Source organism: Pseudomonas sp. MF08817 (genome assembly GCF_059862705.1).
Map to the genome: position 1 here is coordinate 1 of NZ_JCBCUY010000020.1, position 16036 is coordinate 16036.

At 63.6% G+C, this 16036-nt stretch carries 8 protein-coding genes and 1 pseudogene; 4 read left to right on the forward strand and 5 right to left on the reverse strand.

Translation table 11 applies throughout. The features are described from left to right. Positions 1 to 226 precede the first annotated feature (226 nt). Positions 227 to 943: a DUF6708 domain-containing protein gene (locus tag AC19YR_RS13905; protein ID WP_500598946.1), complete on the forward strand. Its 717-nt coding sequence runs from the start codon at positions 227 to 229 to the stop codon at positions 941 to 943. A gap of 290 nt (positions 944 to 1233) precedes the next feature. Here AC19YR_RS13905 and azu read toward each other — a convergent pair whose 3' ends face one another. Beyond that, the gene (gene azu, locus AC19YR_RS13910; RefSeq protein ID WP_095109372.1) at positions 1234 to 1680 is read right to left on the reverse strand and encodes an azurin; all 447 of its coding nucleotides are present in this window, start codon (positions 1678 to 1680) and stop codon (positions 1234 to 1236) included. A gap of 342 nt (positions 1681 to 2022) precedes the next feature. On the opposite strand from azu, the pseudogene AC19YR_RS13915 reads away from it, so the two are divergent. Together AC19YR_RS13915 and AC19YR_RS13920 are read left to right on the forward strand one after the other, a co-directional pair. Further along, positions 2023 to 2244: pseudogene (locus tag AC19YR_RS13915) on the forward strand (TIGR00730 family Rossman fold protein); the annotation flags it as partial. Positions 2245 to 2312: 68 nt separating this feature from the next. Then, positions 2313 to 2495, forward strand: coding sequence for a hypothetical protein (locus tag AC19YR_RS13920; protein ID WP_095109371.1), 183 nt, complete (start codon positions 2313 to 2315; stop codon positions 2493 to 2495). Between the two features lie 129 nt (positions 2496 to 2624). Here the strand turns inward: AC19YR_RS13920 and AC19YR_RS13925 are convergent, their stop codons facing one another. From AC19YR_RS13925 to AC19YR_RS13940, 4 genes are all read right to left on the reverse strand, one after another. Beyond that, the gene (locus AC19YR_RS13925; RefSeq protein ID WP_500598883.1) at positions 2625 to 3515 is read right to left on the reverse strand and encodes a transglutaminase family protein; all 891 of its coding nucleotides are present in this window, start codon (positions 3513 to 3515) and stop codon (positions 2625 to 2627) included. Beyond that, positions 3515 to 6004, reverse strand: coding sequence for a circularly permuted type 2 ATP-grasp protein (locus AC19YR_RS13930; protein WP_095109369.1), 2490 nt, complete (start codon positions 6002 to 6004; stop codon positions 3515 to 3517). The genes AC19YR_RS13925 and AC19YR_RS13930 overlap by 1 nt, the downstream gene beginning before the upstream one ends. Positions 6005 to 6055: 51 nt before the next feature. Further along, on the reverse strand, positions 6056 to 9337 hold the full coding sequence (locus tag AC19YR_RS13935; RefSeq protein ID WP_500598885.1) for a transglutaminase family protein: 3282 nt from the start codon (positions 9335 to 9337) through the stop codon (positions 6056 to 6058). 227 nt (positions 9338 to 9564) lie between these two features. Then, a complete protein-coding gene (locus AC19YR_RS13940) occupies positions 9565 to 11868 on the reverse strand; it encodes a YgiQ family radical SAM protein (protein WP_095109367.1) in 2304 nt (767 codons plus the stop codon). 180 nt (positions 11869 to 12048) lie between these two features. On the opposite strand from AC19YR_RS13940, the gene AC19YR_RS13945 reads away from it, so the two are divergent. Continuing rightward, positions 12049 to 16032 carry a dermonecrotic toxin domain-containing protein gene (locus AC19YR_RS13945; protein ID WP_500598886.1) on the forward strand — a complete coding sequence of 1328 codons (3984 nt, stop codon included), beginning with the start codon at positions 12049 to 12051 and terminating at the stop codon, positions 16030 to 16032. The last annotated feature ends 4 nt before the right edge of the window (positions 16033 to 16036 follow it).

The following is a 16036-nucleotide window of genomic DNA, read 5'->3' on the forward strand; positions in this document are numbered from 1 at the left end:
GCAAACGCTTCGACTTCAAATGCCCGATCGAGGTGATGGGCGAAGTGATGCAAGAAGCCGTGGTGATGCGGCATGATGCTCCCGCTTCAATTCAATAACCGTGTTGCACTCAGATCCTGCAACCGCCGTGTATTTTTTGATTTTGTTTGGCTCGAAAATATATACCCCTCCCCAAGGTGAAAGTATTGCTTCGCTAGCTCATATAATTGCAGGCTGGTATGCCACTATGTTATGTCTTCTGTTAGTAGTTGCGATATTTTTTTTTGCTCTAGCAAAAGACTTTTTCTGTTATACCCATTACCCCATTCGCTTCAATCGAATAAATCGCAAGGTCTACCTCTTTCGGCACAATAAAAAGAACGGTGTCATGACCCTGGATTGGGATAAGGTCCATTGGTGTGTCGGGCGGGGTCGTGATGTGGGGCATTATATTTATGAGCTGCGCGGTCATGTGCTGGATGACGACGGTATCGTGCGTTATACCTTCGCCGTCGGCCAGTATTGTGAAAGCCATGCAGGAATCCTGCAGCACTGGGAAGCGCTTCGCTTGTATATGGAAGAATCACCAGCGGCCTTGCCTTATCCACCCCTTGCCTTATCGATCTCGACTCGGCCGACCTTTCGCAATTGTATGTTGCTGGTTATTAGTTGGTTTGACGGCTATCAGTCTATAAAGATGTTCTTATTCAGCATGCTGTATGGTTTTTTTCGTTGGCTTGCCTTAAGCACTTGTCGCGAACCTCGCTGGCCGAGTGAAGTTGAAGCCGAGTGCCAAATCCCGATCAATGATCCCTATCAACGAACAGCCCCCATGAATGTAGGCGAGTACCCCGATTTCGATGAAGAGGATAAGCGTCAACAAAACGAATATGTAGCATTCGCCAGAGCTGCTGCCGCTGCCTATGAAGAACACGGCTCACAATCAAGAGCGCCCGAAGCCTGAGTGCGACACCTGGTCATTAGTGATCCCGAAGCCGAACGTGTTGTCTGCGAGGAACCGTTTCAGGCAACGCTTTAGCGCTGCTTGCTCATCAGCAGAATGCGGGCTAATGCCGATCAGTTGAGCCCTCTCGCTTGAACTTTGGCTGCTGCAAATTAGACGAGAGGAATGCGTTTAGCCCTGGCCATCAGGCTTGATACCCCCGGAGTATCCGATCAGAAATAAAAATGCCAGTCAGCTTAACTGACTGGCATTAGCCCCTGAGGGCGTTTTTTTTGCAGCCGGGGCCTGAATCACTTCAGGACAATGGCGCCTTTCATCATCGAGTTGTGGCCTGGGAACGAGCAGAAGAACGAGTAACCGCCCGCATCGGTCAGTTTCGACACGTCGATGGTCAGCGAGTCTGTCTCGCCAGCACCGATGATCTTGGTGTGCGCGATCACACGAGCATCGCCTTCCTTCAGGTAGTTCTTGTCCAGGCCGGCGCTCATGCCGTCGGTGGCAACGCCTGCCATGTCAGCAGTCTTGGTCACGACCAGGTTGTGGCCCATGACGTTTTTCGGCAAGGCACCGGAGTGGGTCAGTTCCACGGTGAAGGTCTTGCAGCTCTTGTCGATGGTGATTTCCTTGGTGTTGAAGGACATCTGGTCGGTGGAATCGACAGTGACCTTGCACTCTGCAGCCAACAATTGGCCGCTGGCCAGTGTCAGCAGGGAAACCGCAACGAGTTTTGCAAACATGGTGAATCTCCAAGGCAGGGTTAACGAAAACGCTTATCACCCCAGATTGCCTTAAATAGCAAAAAGTTCCTATGACCTGTATCAACGAGCGGTCTACAACTTTCGGGCTATGGCAGCGATACACACAATCAAACGGCCATTAGTGCTGCAGGCGCCCACAATCGGGCCTTTCCTTCCTCTCTGGAGCGCTTGTGATGCCCCTCAATAGCCTGTTATGCAGTTTGCTCGCCGCCTACGCCTGTGGCGCCAGCGGCACCTGTGAAACGCCGTCACGCCACGGCTAAGGCGCTCACGCCCCGAACGTCAGGCACTTCGCTCACGCCGGTTGGGGGTGCAGCACAGGGCCCGCTCGGCGACCACGGCAAAACCCTGGGGCTGCGGCAAGGGAACGGTTTCTACAAGAAACCCATCGTTTTTCTCGATCACGTCGTCGGCGAAGGCTTCGTGCGCGAGCAGCACCGTGCCATGCTGCAGGACGGCGAATCGCCGGCCACCCTGCTCGATGCGCTGGATGCCTGGCAACCGGTGGCACTGCCAAAGTGGGCCGGACAAAAACCCGGCTAACCCTTGTGCCTCGTTTACGGGCAGAATACGCGCCGCTCAACCTCACCTTCGACCCCAGAGGATCGCCCATGGCAAAACCTAATTACTCCTTCGCCAAACGTCAGCGAGACCTGGCCAAAGAGCAGAAGAAAGAGGAAAAGCTACAACGCAAGAAAGCCGCCGCCGATGAAGAGGCCGCCGCCCTGAACCCGGATGCCGAGGGTGAAGTGGATGCCCCCGACGCCGACACAGAAGAAACCCCGCTCCCGTAGGTAGGAAGCGGGTTCGCCCGCCCCGGGGTGCGTAGGAGCCCAAAAACCGACAACAACGATGTAACTGCGTAACTTGAACGAGTGCTTTAGGGGCGCCTCGCCTCCCGCGCGGGCTAGCCCACTTGCTACTTACGGCACTGGCATCACGGTCACCCGCACCTCCGGGTCGTGGTTGCCGCCCCCCAGAATGACCCCACGCAACGGCGACACATCGGAAAAATCCCGGCCCCAGGCCAGGGTGATGTGTTCCAGCGCCGGTTGCACGTTGTTGGTCGGGTCGAAATCCACCCAGCCCAGTTGCGGGCAATACACCGACACCCACGCATGGGACGCATCGGCGCCGATCAGCCGTGGCTGGCCGGGCGGTGGCTGGGTCAGCAGGTAACCGCTGACGTAGCGCGCCGCCAGCCCCCGCGAACGCAGGCACGCCAGCATCAGGTGGGCGAAGTCCTGGCACACCCCGCGCCGCCGCTCCAACACCTCCACCAGGGGCGTCGCCACCTGGGTCGCTTCGGCGTCGAAGGTGAACTCGCAAAAAATCTTTTCCATCAATGCCCGCACCCCCAGCAACAGCGGGCGCCCCGGCGCGAAGCAACTGGCCGAGAACTCGACGAAGCTGCGCTTGAGGTGCACATAAGGCGACTCGAACCGGTAGCGGCAGGCCTGCAACGCCGGCGCGGCGAGGGGGCGCCCGCTGTAGGCGAGGCCGTCGCGAACCTGCTCCCAGGGCGGCGATTGGTTGAAGTCCAGCGCCGCCCGCGCCAGCACCTCGACGCTGAGCCGCGCGTTGACCTGCAACTTATCGTGGGGCCGCTCGAACGCCAGGCGCGTCAAGGGGTTGCCGAACACGTCCAGCTCATCGCGGCGCGTCGAGGGTGGCGGGCTGACCTGCAATTGCTGCTCGGTGCAGCGCTGCCACGGGCATTCACGGGGCCACAGGTGAGCCAGTTGCTGGGCCAACGACACCGGGCTGTCGTAGCGGTAGTGGGTGTCGTGGAGGATCTGGTAGTGGGCGCTCATCACACGGACACCGTTTGCTGGCTGACATCATCGACGTGGGCAAAGTGGCGCAAGGCCAGGCGATCGGACACCTGGCCGCTGGCGTCGGCGATGCTCTGCAGCAGTTCGGCCAAGCCGTCCAGGGCCGCGCGCACGCTGGTTTCACCGAACAGCGGGTTTTCCAGGCAACCCAGGTCAAAACGCGCCAGCCGTTCGATCAACCCCGGCAGGACGCTGTCGCGGGGCGCGCCGAAGTCGTCGTTCAGGCGTTTGAGGGTACGCGCCACCAATTTGAGCTGGAATAGCAGCGCGTGGGGGTTCTGTTCGTCCAGCAACAACAGGTCGAGTACCGGGATCAACTGCGCCACCGCCAGGTAGCGCGAGCGGTAGGTGATGCTGCTGTTGCCCAATTCCAACAACCATTCCAGCGCCGCTTGGTCTTGCGCCCCGGCGCCGCGCAGGAACGCCGCCAGGCTGTTGCCCAGAAACTGCAAACGCTCCAGGCGCCGGCCGATCATCAGAAACCGCCAGCCTTCGTCGCGGGTCATGTCGTCCAAGGCAAAACCGGACAGCGCCGCCAGAGACATCACCAAACGGTTGAGAAAATCCATCAGTTCGCCGAAGTCCGGCTCGTCGGTTTCCAGCTCCAGGGCTTCGCGCTGTAACTCCACCAGCGCTTGCCAGTTCTCCCGCGAGAGCTTGCCGCGCACCTGCGAGGCCGCCCATTGCAAGCGTTGCAGGTTGGCGCGCAGGCTACAGGCCCAGTCGTCCCCTAGCATCGCTGCCAGCAAGCGCTCAGGCAGTTCGCCCTCGTCGGGCAGCAGCAACAGGCGTTCGCCCAGGTCGACTGCCGCTTGCAGGGCCTGGGGGTCGTCGCCGTCCACGTAGCGGGTAAGCATGATGCGCAGCAGCCGCGCACTGTCGTCGCAGCGCTCGCAGTAGCGGCCGAACCAGAACAGGTTTTCCACCACCCGCGAGGGCAGGTAGGGGTCGCGCCGCACCAGATCGTGCACGCCCAGGGTGCGCTGGGTTTTCCATTGCTCGCCGGCGGGTGCGCGGTCTCCGAGCACCCAGGTGTCCTTGCTGGCGCCGCCGCGCTGCATCGACACCACTTGGGCGTGGGCCTGCGCCGCCACCCGGGTCAGGCCACCGGGCAGCACCCGATAACCCTCGGCGCTGGCCACGGCATAGGCGCGCATGCCGATGGCACGCGGTTGCAACTGCCCGCCATCGGCCTGCCACACCGGCGCCTGGGACAGCTGCGCCACTTCCTGGGCAACGTAGGCGTAGGGCCGCGCTCGCATGCGTTCGATCAAGGCTTCGCGTTCGGCCGTGCTGAGGTCGCGGCCCACCACCGGGGCGAAGCTCTGGGACGGGAACGCCGGTTTTATCAGCAGGTCCGGGAGTTTCTCCAGGGCCTGGGCCAGCACCGGCGCCTCGCCGCACCACCAAGTGGCGATGGACGGCAAGATCAGTTCTTCGCCGAAGAGAAATTCGCTGATCTTCGGTAAAAAACCCAATAACCCCGGAGATTCCAACACGCCGCTGCCCAAGGCATTGGCCACCAGCACCCGGCCCTGGCGCACCGCGTCGAGCAACCCCGGCACGCCCAGGGCCGAGTCGGTGCGCAGCTCCAGCGGGTCGCAGAAGTCGTCGTCCAGGCGCCGCATGATCGCGTGGACTCGGCGCAGGCCATTGAGGGTCTTGAGGTACACCGTGGCGTCGCGCACCGTCAGGTCGCCGCCCTCCACCAACGGGTAGCCGAGTTGGCGCGCCAGGTACAGGTGCTCGAAGTAACTCTCGTTGAAGCGCCCGGGCGTCAGCAGCACCACCAACGGCGGCTCGTCCTCGGCGCCGGGAGCCTGGCGCGCCAGGGTTTCTTGCAAGGTGCGGAAGAACCCGGCCAGGTGCTGCACCTGCAAGTCGCGGTACAACTCGGGGAAGGCGCGGGAGACGATGGTGCGGTTCTCCAGGGCATAACCGGCGCCGGACGGGGCCTGGGTACGGTCGGCGGTGACCCACCAGCGGCCGTCCGGGGTGCGCGCCAGGTCCACGGCATACAGGTGCAGGAACGTGCCATCGGGGGGCGCGATGCCCTGGCAAGGCCAAAGGAAGTTGTTGTGGCCGAACACCAGTTCAGCCGGCAACAGCCCTTGGGCTATCAGCCGTTGCGGGCCGTAGAGGTCGGCCAGCACCGCGTTGAGCAGGCGCGCACGCTGGGCGATGCCGGCACTCAGTTGCGGCCACTCTTCGGCGGCGATCACGTGGGGCAGCAGGTCCAGCTCCCAGGGCCGGTCGGCGCCCTTGGGGTCGGCGTAGACGTTGTAGGTCACGCCGTTTTCGTGGATCTGCCGCGCCAGCAAGGCCTGGCGTTGGGCCAGTTGCGCCGGGGTGCTGCGCTGCAACTGGTCGAACAGGCGCCGCCAATGGGCCCGCACCGCGCCGCTTGCGTCGAGCAGTTCGTGGTAGGTGCCGGGCGACAACGGGTAGCGGTCTAGCAGGTCTGGCATGGCAGGCTCGGGCAAAAATTCAGGTTGATCTGCAAACAGGTACACCCGCGCTTACTGCGCGGTGTGGTCAAAGCGGCGCAAATCCAGGGTCATGGGCAGTTCGTTGTTGATAACCGGCGGCGTCGCCGTCCACGGCCCGGGGCTGTGGCCCAGGCGGAAGAACCGCGCCATGCGTCGGCTCTCGGCTTCGTTGGCGTTTACCGGCAGGCTGTCGTAGTTGCGCCCGCCCGGGTGGGCGACGTGGTATTGGCAGCCGCCCAGGGAGCGCTGCATCCAGGTGTCGAACAGGTCAAAGACCAGCGGCGCGTGGGCCGCGATGGTGGGGTGCAGGCAATTGGCCGGTTGCCAGGCGCGAAACCTCACCCCGGCGACGAACTCGCCGATGCGCCCGGTGGCGTGCAGCGGCACCTGGATGCCGTTGCAGGTCAGCGTGTAGCGGTCCGGCGCCAGGCCCTTGAGCTTGACCTGCAAGCGCTCCAGGGACGAATCGACGTAACGCACCGCGCCGCCCGCCGCGCCCTCCTCGCCCAGCACATGCCAAGGCTCCAGGGCCTGGCGCAGCTCCAGCTCGACGCCGCCGACCGCGTAGTCGCCAACCTTGGGGAAGCGGAATTCCAGGTGCGCGGCGAACCACTCGGCGCGCAGGGCATAGCCGGCGGCGTTGAGTTCGACGATGACATCGGCGAAGTCCTGCTCGATAAAGTGCGCCAGCATGAAGCGGTCATGCAGCTCCGTGCCCCAACGCGCCAATTTGGCCGGGGCGTAGGGCTGGCGCCAGAACCGCGCCACCAGCGCCCGCAGCAGCAACTGCTGGGCCAGGCTCATGCGCGCATGGGGCGGCATCTCGAAGGCGCGTAACTCCAGCAGGCCCAGGCGCCCGGTGGCGCCGTCCGGGGAGTAGAGCTTGTCGATGCAGAACTCGGCGCGGTGGGTGTTGCCGGTGACGTCGATCAGCAGGTTGCGCAGCAAGCGGTCTACTCGCCAGGGCGGGCAGTCCTCACCCGGCGCGGGCATCTGTGCGAAGGCGATTTCCAGCTCATACAGGCTGTCGTTGCGCGCCTCGTCTACCCGTGGTGCCTGGGACGTAGGCCCGATAAACAGGCCGGAAAACAGGTACGACAGCGACGGGTGGTTGTGCCAGTAGCTAATCAGGCTGCGCAGCAGGTCGGGGCGGCGCAGGAACGGCGAGTCGGCCGGCGTGGCACCGCCGAGAACGAAGTGATTGCCGCCGCCAGTGCCGGTGTGGCGCCCGTCGATCATGAATTTTTCGCTGCTCAGGCGCGTCTGCCGGGCCTCTTCGTAGAGGAATTCAGTACGCTCCACCAACTCGTCCCAGGTGGCGGACGGCTGCACGTTGACCTCGATCACGCCAGGGTCGGGGGTGATGCGCAGGTTGCTCAGGCGCGGGTCGGCGGGCGGTTCGTAGCCTTCAAGGAGGATCGGGCAATGCAGCGCCTGGGCGCTGGCCTCGATGGCGCTGACCAGCTCCAGGTAATCCTCGAGCCGCTCCAGCGGCGGCATGAACAGGTACAAGCGGCCCTCCCGCGCCTCGGCGCACAGGGCGGTGCGGGTCAGCCAGTGGGCGGATTCATCCACCTCGGGCACGCGCTCGTTGGCCACGGCCGGTTCCCCCGGCGCGCGGTTGGCGGGCAGCTCGGGCAGTTCCTGGTTGGGGTCGCGCGGGTGGACGAAGGGGTATTCGGCGGCGCTCACCCAGGGTTGCGAGGCCAAGGGCAAGCGGTAGCCCAGGGGCGAATCTCCCGGCACCAAGCGGCAATCGTGGTCGCGCAAAAACCAGCGGCCGCTTTGCCACTGCTCGCCACTGGCAGTGCGCGCCAGCGGCAAGACCTGGCCGATGATCTTGCCCAGGCCATGGCTGAACACTTTGCGCAAGCGCGCACGCTCCAGTTCATCCTCCAGGCGCGAATCTTCGGCGCGCACATTGACGGGCAAGGCGCCTTCGCGCCACAGGTAATAGACGTGGTCTTCATAGGCCGGGAACACGAAGCGGCTGGGCAACTTCAGGCGTTCGGCGACGCTGGCCAGAAAACGCCCGGCCAGTTCGCCATCGGCGCCGTAGTCTTGCTGCTCGTCGGCGATCAGCGCCTGGTTGTGCCACAGCGGCACGCCGTCACGCCGCCAGTACAGGTTCAGCGACCAGCGCGGCAGCGGCTCACCGGGATACCACTTGCCCTGGCCGAAATGCACCAGCCCCTGGGGCCCATAGCGTTTGCGCAGGCGCTGGAACAACTCGGCCGAGAGCCGGCGCTTGGCCGGACCCAGCGCGGTGGTGTTCCACTCGGCGCCATCGGGGTCGTCGATGGAGACGAAGGTCGGCTCGCCGCCCATGGTCAGGCGCACGTCGCCGGCCGCCAGGTCGGCATCGATCTGCCGGCCCAGGGCCTGGATCGCCAGCCACTGGTCGTCGGTGTAGGGCTGGGTGACCCGCGGCGCTTCCCAAATCCGCTCCACGGACATTTCGTGGCTGAACTCGCACTTGCTCGGTTCCACCAGGCCACTGATGGGTGCCGCCGAAGACGGATCGGGGCTACAGGCCAACGGGATATGCCCTTCCCCGGCAAACAGCCCGGAGGTGGCGTCCAGGCCGATCCAGCCTGCGCCGGGCAGGTACACCTCGCACCAGGCGTGCAGGTCGGTGAAGTCCACCTCGGTGCCGGACGGGCCGTCCAGGGCTTTGACGTCGGCGGTGAGCTGGATCAGGTAGCCGGACACGAACCGCGCCGCCAGCCCCAGGTTGCGCAGCAGTTGCACCAGCAACCAGGCCGAGTCGCGGCACGAGCCGCTGGCGTGCGCCAGGGTGTACTCGGGGGTTTGCACCCCCGGCTCCATGCGGATCAGGTAGCGGATGTCGTTGCTCAGGCGCTGGTTGAGGGCCACCAGAAAGTCCACGGCCGGCAGCGGTGTGCGGTCGATGCCGTCCAGGTAGGCCTTGAAGGCTGGGGTCAGGGGCAGGGTTGCCAGGTACGGCGCCAGCTCCTTGCGTTCATCGGCGCCGTAGCTGAAGGGGATTTTTTCCGCGTAGGGCTCAAGGAAGAAGTCGAAGGGGTTGAACACCGCCATTTCCGCCAGCAGGTCGACCTCGATGCGCAGTTCAGCGGTTTTTTCCGGGAACACCAACCGCGCCAGGTAATTGCCCTGGGGGTCTTGTTGCCAGTTGATGAAGTGCTGCTCGGGCCACACCTTCAGGCCATAGGACAGCACCCGCGTGCGGCTGTGGGGCGCCGGGCGCAGGCGAACGATCTGCGGGCCGAGCTCGACGGCGCGGTCGTAGCGGTAATGCGTGACATGGTGCAATGCGACATGAATCGACACGGCGTGCCTCCTGCGAGCCTTGGGCGTCTTTGAAAGCGCGCAAGAGTTATGCCACCCGGCATCCTCGGCGCTTTCTCCATTTGCTCAACGCAGTACAGCACCAAAACCGCGCAATGCAGGATTTGTGCAGGTGGCGGGCGCACATAAATGTGGCGAGCCCTGCTCGCGATGCCCCCAACGCAAAACGCCAGCCCGAAGGCTGGCGTTCTATCCACAGGCGCTGGCGCTTAGCGCGGCACGACCGGTTTGCGCGCAGGTTTGGGGCCCTTGCCCTTGGCCGCGTCCTTGCGTTCCTTGGCGGCCTGCTGGTTGCGGGCGAACGCGGCGGCCTTGGCCTGTTCGCGCTTGTCCCAGGCATTGCCGCCGTCACTGGCACGCGGCGGCAGGCCGGTGTGCTGGGTGAGGATCTTGGTGGTTTTTTCCTGGGCCACTTTATGGCTGCCCGCCGGCGTGGAGTTCTTGCGCCGGGCACTCTGGTAGCTGTCGGTGGCCGGTTGGTGCAGCGGGATCAACTGGTTCTTGCCCGGCCCGATCAGGTCGGCACGGCCCATGCGGGTCAAGGCTTCGCGCAGCATCGGCCAGCCCTTGGGGTCGTGGTAGCGCAGGAACGCCTTGTGCAAGCGGCGCTGTTCCTCGCTCTTGACGATGGTCACGCTGTCGCTCTTGTAGGTGACCTTGCGCAGCGGGTTCTTGCCCGAGTGGTACATGGCGGTGGCGGTGGCCATGGGCGAGGGGTAGAACGCCTGCACCTGGTCGGCGCGGAAACCGTTGCCCTTGAGCCATAGGGCCAGGTTCATCATGTCTTCGTCGGTGGTGCCGGGGTGGGCGGCGATGAAGTACGGAATCAGGTACTGCTCCTTGCCTGCCTCCTTGGTGTACTTCTCGAACATGCGCTTGAACCGGTCGTAGGTGCCGATGCCCGGTTTCATCATCTGGTTGAGCGGCCCTTCCTCGGTGTGTTCCGGGGCGATCTTCAAGTAGCCACCCACGTGGTGGGTCACCAGCTCTTTGACGTACTCGGGCGATTCCACCGCCAGGTCGTAGCGCAGCCCCGAGGCGATGAGGATCTTCTTCACCCCCGGCAACGCACGGGCGCTGCGGTACAGCTGGATCAGCGACGAGTGGTCGGTGTTCAGGTTCGGGCAGATGCCGGGGAACACGCAGGACGGCTTGCGGCACGCAGATTCGATTTCCGGGCTCTTGCAGGCGATGCGGTACATGTTCGCGGTCGGGCCGCCGAGGTCGGAGATCACGCCGGTAAAACCAGGGACTTTGTCGCGAATTTCTTCGATCTCGCGAATGATCGACTCTTCGGAGCGGTTCTGGATGATCCGCCCTTCGTGCTCGGTGATGGAGCAGAAGGTACAGCCGCCGAAGCAGCCGCGCATGATGTTCACCGAGAAGCGGATCATGTCGTAGGCGGGGATTTTCTCCTTGCCGTACGCCGGGTGCGGAACGCGGGCGTAAGGCATGCCGAACACGTAGTCCATTTCATCGGTGGTCATGGGAATGGGCGGCGGGTTGAACCAGACGTCCACTTCGCCATGCTTCTGCACCAAGGCGCGGGCGTTACCCGGGTTGGTTTCCAGGTGCAGCACGCGGTTGGCGTGGGCGTAGAGCACCGCGTCGTTGCGCACTTTTTCCACGGAGGGCAGGCGGATCACGGTCTTGTCGCGGGTCATCTTCGGGCTGGCCAGCAGCTGCACAACCTTGGCTTCGCTCGGGTCTTCGACCGGGCCTTTTTCCTGCTCGATGGCGCAGGCCTGGGTGTCCTGGGTGTTGACGTAGGGGTTGATGATCTTGTCGACCCGGCCCGGGCGGTCGATGCGGGTGGAATCCACCTCGTACCAGCCTGCCGGGGTGTCACGGCGGATGAACGCGGTGCCGCGCACGTCGGTGATGTCTTCGATCTTGTGCCCGTAGGACAAGCGCTGGGCAACTTCGACAATGGCCCGCTCGGCGTTGCCGTACAGCAGGATGTCGGCGCTGGCGTCGATCAGGATCGAGTTGCGCACCCGGTCCTGCCAGTAGTCGTAGTGGGCGATGCGGCGCAGCGAAGCCTCGATGCCGCCCAGCACGATAGGCACGTTCTTGTAGGCTTCCTTGCAGCGCTGGCTGTAGACCAGGCTGGCGCGGTCCGGCCGCTTGCCCGCCATGCCGCCGGGGGTGTAGGCGTCGTCGGAGCGGATTTTCTTGTCGGCCGTGTAGCGGTTAATCATCGAGTCCATGTTGCCGGCCGCGACGCCGAAGAACAGGTTCGGCTCGCCCAGTTTCATGAAGTCGTCTTTGGACTGCCAGTTGGGCTGGGCAATGATCCCGACGCGAAACCCCTGGGATTCCAGGAGCCGGCCGATGATCGCCATGCCAAAGGACGGATGGTCGACGTAGGCATCACCGGTGACGATGATGATGTCGCATGAATCCCAGCCGAGCTGATCCATCTCCTCCCTGCTCATGGGCAGGAATGGCGCTGGACCGAAGCATTCGGCCCAGTACTTGGGATAGTCAAATAACGGCTTGGCTGTTTGCATGACGGTGACCGGTGTTGAGATGAAAAATCGCGGGCGCGGAATATAGCACAAAATTTGACCAATTCCGACCGCAACGGTCGGCCTTTACCGCCTCGCGCCCCACTCGCCTGTTTTGCCCCGCCCATGGCACTAGATATCCAACGCAGGCGCAGGCAGCGGAGCAATAGTCTGGCCCGAACGATGGCCCACTCATTCCGACCTGCGGTGACCCACTTGAACGACGCCTCTCCCGTTGCAAAAGCCCTGCCCCAGCACGCCCGCTTCATTCACTACCACTTGCCGACATGGCTCAAGCAAGCCACACCGCCCCTGCGTGCCGCCCTGCGCACCAGCCTGCTGGCCAGCAACCAGTCGCGGCATGACATGGCCGAGCTGCTCAGCCCCCTGCAAAACCCGGTCGAGTTTGCCAGCCCACTGCTCAAGAACGCCTTGCGCCAGGAGTTCCTCGACCTGCTGGACAGTGACCGCACCACATTGGTGCGCGAATGGAAAACCACCCACATCCTGGGCCTGGTAAAGACCCACCGGCAAACCACCACACAATCGCTGCTGGAAGCGGCCCTGCAGAATTTCGACGCGGCAGAGGCTGAGGATGGCGGGTTCGAAACCGGTTCCGGCCTGTACACCGACGAACACGGCAGACAGGAAAAAAGCGTCGTCACCCCGGTCATGTTCGCCGGGTTCTGCCGACGCCTGAACCTGGGCCAGCGCTTCCAGGAGCACCTGGACAGCGTGCTCAGCGCCACCAGCGGGCCGGACGCGGCGACCGTGTTACGCCGCTGCGAGCAGGACGCCCTAGCGGTGGCCGCCCATATCGCCAGGATCAAGGGGGTCATCTCACCACGCCTGTATGAATCGCTAATCACTCTGCAAGCGAACGGCGAACACCCCGACCTGCGCTGCGCGCACTTGACCATCAACAACGTGCCACTGCCCGGCATTCTGGTGATTTACGACAAACACATCGACGCCGAGCAGGTGCTCTACATCCCCCAAGACCCCTACGGCCCCTTGTACCAGTACCCGTCGTTCCAGGCCCTGAAAGATGCGCTGGCCAACCGCCTGGAACAGCCGGGTTACGAGACGTTCTTCAAACGCTTCGTGCCCCAGCGCCACCACGGCCGCCTCTATACCCTTAAGCCCCACACGTACCGATGGGTCACCCACTGGCCCAACGGCCCCCGCCTCATCAACGAGCCGGCGAGCATCGTCGAGCCTGTGGCGCGCCAGTTGATCCAAGGCGATGTGCTGAGTGCCAGTGCCGCGCTGCACATCGCCAAGATCAAGGAGGATGCCAAAGTGCTCGCCGTGTCCTCAGCAGACGCCGATCTGGCCGCCCGCGAAGTACGCCTGCAAGGCTATGAGGACCTGGGCAAATCGCTGTTGTTCTTCGCCCTGTCCTTCGTGCCGGTAGTCGGCGAAGCGATGCTGGCGGTGACCGCCGCCGAAGTCATCCACTCGGTGTACCACGGGTTCGAATTCTGGAGCCGCGGGGACAGTGTCGCCGCCCTGAACGACCTGCTGGACGTGGCCGATACAGCCGCAGCGCTGGTATTTACGGCGGGCGCGGTCAAGGCCGGCGGGGCCGTGGCCAAGCTGGTCAGCGTCAAATTGCGCAACGGCAACTGGCGCCTCTGGAACCCGAACCTGACACCTTACCGGCAAACCTTGCAGTTGCCCGGCGCCCTGCCCGCCGATAGCCGCGGTTTGTACGCGTTCAACGCCAGTCACTACGTGCGCCTGGACGACCAGCTCTACCAGGCGCAACTCGACACGGCCAGCAACCAGTGGCAACTGCTGCACCCCCAAGACCCGGACGCCTACCGCCCGCCGCTGCTGAGTAATGGCGCCGGCGGCTGGCGCCTGCCCCATGAGCGCCCGCAGGAATGGAACAACCTCAAGTTGATAAAACGCCTGGGGGCAACCACCGCCCATATCCAGGCCGAGGATGTCGAGCCGCTCATGCTCATCAGCGGCATCGACCAACCCGCGCTGCGCCAGTTGCATCAGGAAGGCATGCGCCCGCCCGCGCTGCTGCGCGACAGCGTGAAACGCCTGAACCTGGAACGGGCCATCGACGGTTTCGACCTGGCGCAGGCCGAAGGGCGAACTCTGACGCCTGAGTCACCCTTTATCCAACTGCACCTGGTGACCCTGCTGCCCGAATGGCCAGCCAGCCACAGCGTGAAAGTGCTCGACCCGTCGGGCAACACCCTGCTCGCGCTACCCGCCGCCGAGCCGCAAGGCGAGCGCGAGATTCAAGTGCCGCTGGCCCGCTTGCGCAACGGCCAATTGCTGCAATGCCTAGAAGAGCAACTCGACACCGACACCTACCTTGCCCTGATTGACGACACCTACTTGCCCTACGTCAGCAACCCCGACCGACTGGCCTTGCGCCTTCACGAAGAGGCCCTCGAATACAAGAAGGCCTTATTCGCGCGGCTCTACCAGGGCACCGAGCAACCGGAGACCACGACCGAAAAAACCCTGCGCCAACTGCTGCCCGACCTGCCCAAAAGCTACCTGCAAGACCTCAGCCTCAGCCTCGGCCACCCTGAGCAGCAACGCCTGGTGCGCGAGGAAAGCCTAAACCCGCTGATGCACGAAGAAGCGCTGCAGTACCACGAAGAGGTGCTGGCACGCGCGCCCTATGAAGGCCTGTTCCTCGACACCCTGCACAGCGCCGACAGCGATCTGCTGGCGTTTGTTTGCCTGGAGCAACTGCCCCGCTGGCCCCAGCACCTGCGCCTGGAGATGCGCGACGCCCTGCACAACAACCGTTTGCTGGGTAGCGTCGGCGATGAGACCGCTACTCAAACCCTCACCCTTTCCCGCAGCGCCAGCACCTATGTGGTCGCCGATACCCCACGCCAGACGCCCGCCGATCTGTTCACCACCCTCGCCCGCGCCCTGCCCGAAGCCGATCGCAACGCCCTGTTCGGCACGGCCCAAGTCGAACCCAGAGTCATTCACGACGCCCTACGCGCGACCGTGAAACAACGGGTGAAAAATGCCGTGGCCTACATGCAAGCGAGCACTGCGGTGGATACGGCCGCAGCCAGCCCTGGCGGGGGCTTCGATGAACTGTTCGCCGTGCCCACCACCCCGCCACGACTGACCCTGCGCGAAGACAATATCTATGAGCAGCCCCGCCGGGATGTGGGTGGCTACAACCATTACGTGCAGGAAAACAATCTGTATTACCAGGTGCGTAACGCCAACCCCGGCTGGCAACTGGTGGACGCCCGCAACCCCTGGCGCGCCTACAAACCCTACATCCGCCCCAAGACCGACGGCGGCTGGGAAATCGCCACAGACGCCGGCTTGCTGGGTGGCGGTATCGGTCCTTCGCGCTACCGGGCGGTGGAACCGAGCAGCAGCACCTTCTACACCGCTTCGGACTACCTCATGCCCGAGCCGTTTACGACGCAAGAGCTGGCACGCATGCGCCAACGCTCGGCGACCAACGGCGTACCCAACAAGATCGGGGAGTACGACCGGGTCAACAATGGCCGCTACCCACTGCGCGACAACTATGACCGACCGCTCTACATCACCCAGATCCGCCCGCCGAACGACGAACCACGCTTCGCCACGGAGCTGGTGATGCCTTATCTGGAGCGCGAGGGGTATGAACGGGTAGCACAGCTCTATGAGGAAAAACTGAAAGTGCGCACTTTTATCGAAAGCGACGCGCGCAGCCCGCAAGAACGGGTGATGATCGGCCAACACACAGTGGTGGCCCGCAGGGACCTGCGCAAGGATGAAATTCTGGGGGTTTATGGCGGGCGGTTGATCCCCAGGTGGCGTGCCGACCAGAGCAACAATGCCTTTGTGATCGACGTGGAAGACCTGCCCCCTTACAAACGGGCGATTCGCGAACGCTTGCGTGCTGGCGATTACTTGTCGGGCGACAACATCCTTTCGCGTATCAACACCCTGTTCGAGTTCCCCAGGAACCGCTCGCCCCGCCAGGCCCGCCAAGGCTACAACGCCCATATGGTGAGCTACGCGGTGAAGGCCAGCCGTGGCCAAGAGGAGGCGCAGAGCTTGCAGATCAGCGTGCTGTTCACCCTCACGGACATCCCCGCCGAAACGGAGCTGCGCTGGGACTATGGCTACACCTCGGAGCAGATCCGCCGGATCATGACCCGAGCGCCGTGAGAGA

Bases quoted from the DNA above. Each gene is read 5' to 3' on its own strand.
- AC19YR_RS13930 (WP_095109369.1), bottom strand. From the start codon at position 6,004: ATGCCAGACCTGCTAGACCGCTACCCGTTGTCGCCCGGCACCTACCAC.
- azu (WP_095109372.1), bottom strand. From the start codon at position 1,680: ATGTTTGCAAAACTCGTTGCGGTTTCCCTGCTGACACTGGCCAGCGGC.
- AC19YR_RS13940 (WP_095109367.1), bottom strand. From the start codon at position 11,868: ATGCAAACAGCCAAGCCGTTATTTGACTATCCCAAGTACTGGGCCGAA.
- AC19YR_RS13920 (WP_095109371.1), top strand. From the start codon at position 2,313: ATGGCAAAACCTAATTACTCCTTCGCCAAACGTCAGCGAGACCTGGCC.
- AC19YR_RS13905 (WP_500598946.1), top strand. From the start codon at position 227: ATGTTATGTCTTCTGTTAGTAGTTGCGATATTTTTTTTTGCTCTAGCA.
- AC19YR_RS13925 (WP_500598883.1), bottom strand. From the start codon at position 3,515: ATGAGCGCCCACTACCAGATCCTCCACGACACCCACTACCGCTACGAC.
- AC19YR_RS13945 (WP_500598886.1), top strand. From the start codon at position 12,049: ATGGCCCACTCATTCCGACCTGCGGTGACCCACTTGAACGACGCCTCT.